Here is a 4489-nt window from a genome sequence, read left to right on the forward strand (position 1 = left end):
ACTCCCGCTCGTCCTGCCCCAGCACCTCGATGGTGCTGATCGGCGCCTGCGGGGCCGCGGCCACCTGCTCCAGGACCCGCACGAACCGGGCGGCGATCTCCTCGGCCGTGTCCCGGTCGAACAGCTGGGTCGAGTACATGAGGTCGCCGCGCAGCGACCCCGAGTCGGTCGCGGCCAGGCTGAAGAACAGGTCGGCCAGCGAGGTCTGGGTGAGGTACTGCTCGAACTCCACCTTGAGTCCGGGCAGTTCGAAGTCCGCCTTCTCGAAGCTCTGCCAGGCGAACATCACCTGGAACAGCGACTGGTACGACGTGGAGCGGTCGGGGTTGATCAGCTCGACCAGCGTCTCGAACGGCACGTCCTGGTGCTCGTAGGCCGCCAGGGCCTTGTCCCGCACCTGCGGGAGCAGGTCGGCGAACGACGGGTTGCCGGACAGGTCCACCCGCAGCACCTGGGTGTTGACGAAGAGCCCGACCAGATCGGCCAGCCCCTCGTCGGTCCGCCCGGCGATCGGGTTGCCGATCGTCACGTCCTCGCCGCCGCCCAGCTTGCCCAGCAGCACGCCCAGCGCGGCCTGTACGACCATGGACATGGTCATCCCGCGCTCGTCGGCCAGCTTCTGCAGTCCGGCCGCCGTCCGCGGTGCCACCTCAAGTCCGAGCGAGTCGCCCTGCGAGTTGCGCTCCGCGGGCCGCGGGCGGTCCAGCGGCAGGCTCAGCGGCTGCGGCACGCCGGCCAGTTCCTTGCGCCAGTACTCGGCCTGCGCCGCGGCGAGACTGCCCGGGTCCGAGACGTCGCCGAGCAGTTCGCGCTGCCACAGCGCGTAGTCCTTGTACGTCACGGGCAGCGGCTCGTACTCCGGCGCCCGGCCGTCCAGGCGCGCGGTGTAGGCGGTGGTCAGGTCGCGTGCCAGCGGCCCGCCCGAGACACCGTCCGAGGCGATGTGGTGGATGAGCAGGACCAGGAGGTGTTCCTCCGGTGCGCTGCGGAACAGGCGTACCCGGAACGGGATCTCGGCCGCCAGGTCGAAGCGGTGGGCGATGAACGCGTCGACCGCGTCGTCCAGGGCGTCGGGCGCCACCTCCACCACCGGCACCTCGACCGACACCTGTGCCGCCGGCAGGATCCGCGGTTGGGGCTCGTCGTTGTCGTCCGTCACATACGTGGTGCGCAGGGGCTCGTGCCGGGCGACCACGTCGCGGACCGCCGCACCGAGGGCGTCCTCGTTCAGCGGCCCGGTCAGCCGGAACGCAGGGGAGATGTTGTAGGTCTCTGCCCCGCCCTCCAGTTGCTGCGTGAGCCACATGCGGCGCTGTGCAAACGAAAGCGGAATCACTGGTTCTACTCCTCTACGATCATCCTGCGGAGAGCGGGGCGAAGGGGCACAGCCGATTCCTCCGACCACGCGGCGAGCGCGGCCACCGTCGGCAGGTCGAAGATCTTGCGGATCGGTATCTCCATCCCGATCTCGGCGCGAGCGCGGGTGATCAGCCGGGTGGCGAGCAGCGAGTGCCCGCCGAGTTCGAAGAAGCCGTCGTCGACACCGACCTTCTCCAGGCCGAGCACATCGGCGAACAGCTTGGCGAGCGCCTCCTCACGGGGCGTGCCGGGCGCCCGGTAGGGCGTGCCGGAGGTGAGGTCGGGCGCGGGCAGGGCCTTGAGGTCGAGCTTGCCGTTGGGCGACAGGGGCAGCCGGTCGAGCGACACGTAGGCGGCGGGGACCATGTACTCGGGCAGCCGGTCGGCCAGGTGCTCGCGCAGTTCGTCCGCGTCCGGGACGCTCTCTCCGTCGGCGGGGACGAGGTAGGCGGCCAGGTAGGGGGTGGTGTCACCCGGCTGCTGGGTCACCACGGCGACCTGGGCGATGTGCGGATGGGTCGTCAGGGCGGCCTCGACCTCGGCGGGTTCGACGCGGTAGCCCCGGATCTTGACCTGGGTGTCGATGCGGCCCAGGTGCAGCAGCTCACCGTCGGCGGTGAAGCAGGCGAGGTCGCCGGTGCGGTACATGCGGGAGCCGGCCGGCCCGTAGGGGTCGGGGACGAAGCGGTCGGCGGTCAGGCCGGCCTGGCGGTGGTAGCCGCGGCCGGCCCCGGCCAGGTACAGCTCGCCCGGAGTGCCCGTGGGCAACAGGCCCAGACCGGGGCTCAGGATGTAGGCACGCACGCCGGGGAAGGGGCGGCCGATCGGCACGCCGTCCGGGTACGGCTCGCCCGGGTCCAGCAGGTAGCCGGTGGCGTAGAAGGTCTCGCTGGGGCCGTAGCTGTTGATGACGCGTGCCTCGGGCCAGCGTGCCCGCACCCGCTCCGCCAGGACCGGGGTCAGCACCTCCCCGGAGATGTTCAGTGCCGTGGGCCTGATGCGGTCGGCGAGCTGGTCGACGAGCTCGGCGAAGGCCGACGGCACCGAGCAGATGACGTCGACGTCCCAGGTGTCCCGTTCGGCCAGCTCCAGCACGTCGCGCACGATCTCGGCGGTGCCGCCCGTGGTGAGCGCGGCGAACGTCTCGAAGGAGGCGACGTCGAACCCGAACGAGGCGGCCACCAGGACCCGCCGGCCGGTCTCCGCTCCGGCGTGCGCGACCAAAGCGTCCACGGCGTTGACGACGGTGTACTGGGTGACGCCCACGCCCTTGGGCACGCCGGTGGAGCCGGAGGTGTAGATGACGTAGGCGAGGTTGTCGGGGCCGGCCGCCGGCCGTGCCACGGCCTGCGCCTCGTCGCCGGTCGTGGCCAGGAGGTCGACGTCGTCGAGGACGAGGACGGGGATCTCCGTGGCGGGGACGAGTTCGCGGGTCCCGGCGTCGGCCAGGATCAGATGGGGCCGGGCGGTGGGCAGGACGTGCGGGAGACGGGCGGTGGCGTAGGCGGGGTCGACGGGCAGATAGGCCCCGCCCGCCTTGAGCACGCCCAGGAGGGCCGCGACCATGTTCACGGTGCGCGGCAGGACCACGCTCACCACGGTCTCCGGGCCCACCCCGCGCCCCGCCAGCGCGACCGCGAGCCGCTCGGCGCGGGCGTTCAGCTCGGCGTACGTGAGCGACTCGCCGCCGGCGACCACGGCGACCGCGTCCGGGGTCCGCGCCACCTGCGCCTCGACGAGCGCGGTGAGCGTGAGGTTCCGGGCCGGGTCGGGCTGGTCGAACCCGGCCAGCAGCCGCTCGCGTTCGGCCGGCTCCAGGGAGTCGAGCTGGGCGACCTTCAGCTCGGGGTCGGCGGCCAGCTGCCGCAGGAAGCGGACGAGACGGGCCGCGTACGTCTCCACCGTCTCACGGTCGAAGACGCCCGGCGCGTACTGGATCACGAGCTGGAGGTGCGGGTCGGCCGCCGCGGTCAGGCACAGGGCGTAGTGGTTGCCCGCCGACGGGCGCAGGCCGGTGAAGGTGATCCCGTCCGCGGCGTCGCTGGCGGCGCCGAGACCCTCCCGGTCGACGGGGTACGACTCGAAGACGACCAGCGTGTCGAACAGCGACCGCACACCGACGGACTTCTGGATCTCCGCGAGCCCGTGGTAGTGGTGCTCGACCAGCGCGGACTGCCGGCTCTGCAGCCCGCCCAGGAACTCGGCGACGGTGTCCCCGGGCGCGTACGTGGCCCGCACGGGAAGGGTGTTGATGAACATCCCGACCATCGACTCGACGTCCGGCACCGCGGGCGGACGGCCGGAGACGGTGGCGCCGAACACCACGTCCTGGCGGCCGGTGAGCTGGCCGAGCAGCAGTGCCCAGGCGCCCTGCACCAGGGTGTTGACGGTGATGCCCAACTCCGAGGCCCGCCGGACGAGTTCGAGCGCCTCGTCGAGCGGGAGCCCGACCTCGACCTGGTCGCGGGCGCCGTCGTCCTCGTTCGCGGCGTCGGGAGCGAGCAGGGCCGGCTCCTCGAACCCTTCGAGTTCCGCCGCCCACGCCCGTGCCGCCTCTTCCTGGTCCTGCCGGGTGAGCCAGGACAGGAACTCGCCGTAGTCACGGGTGCTCGGCAGCGCAGTCGGGTCGCCGTCGGCGGCGTAGAGCAGCAGCAGGTCCTGCATGAGCAGGGGCGTGGACCAGCCGTCGTAGAGCGCGTGGTGGGCCGTCAGCACGAGTTCGGGCCGGTCGGGATCGAGGACGGCGAGTGCCAGCCGGACCAGCGGCGGGTTGTCCGCGTCGAAGTAGCTGGTCCGGTCCTGCTCCAGGAATCGCTCGAAGGTGTCGGTGCGCTCGGGCTCGTCGACGGTGGTCAGGTCGAGGTGCTGCCAGGGCAGGGTCACCGACTCCGGTATCACCTGGACGAGTTCGCCGTCGGCCCGGTCGACGAAGGCCGCGCGCAGGGCGGGGTAGCGGTCCAGGAGCGCCTGTCCGGCCCGGTGCATCCGTTCCGGGTCGACCCGGCCGGACAGATGGAACACCAGCTGGATGTGGTACGGGTCGAAGTCCGCCCCGGCCAGCTTGGCCTGGAAGAGGATCCCGGACTGTGCCGGGGTCGTCGGCCATACCTTGGCGAGTTTGCCGAAGCGG

2 protein-coding genes are annotated in these 4489 nt (G+C 72.0%); both read right to left on the reverse strand.

Annotation, left to right across the window (positions count from 1 at the left end; all coding sequences use genetic code 11):
• A partial coding sequence (locus BIV25_RS46050) for a condensation domain-containing protein (RefSeq protein ID WP_256257232.1) occupies positions 1-1306 on the reverse strand: 1306 nt, incomplete at its 3' end.
• A 35-nt stretch (positions 1307-1341) separates the two neighbouring features.
• Positions 1342-4489 (reverse strand): non-ribosomal peptide synthetase (locus BIV25_RS46055; protein ID WP_143076857.1); only part of this gene is annotated, 3148 nt, incomplete at its 5' end.

It is taken from the genome of Streptomyces sp. MUSC 14, assembly GCF_001866675.1.
Classification (GTDB): Bacteria; Actinomycetota; Actinomycetes; order Streptomycetales; family Streptomycetaceae; genus Streptomyces.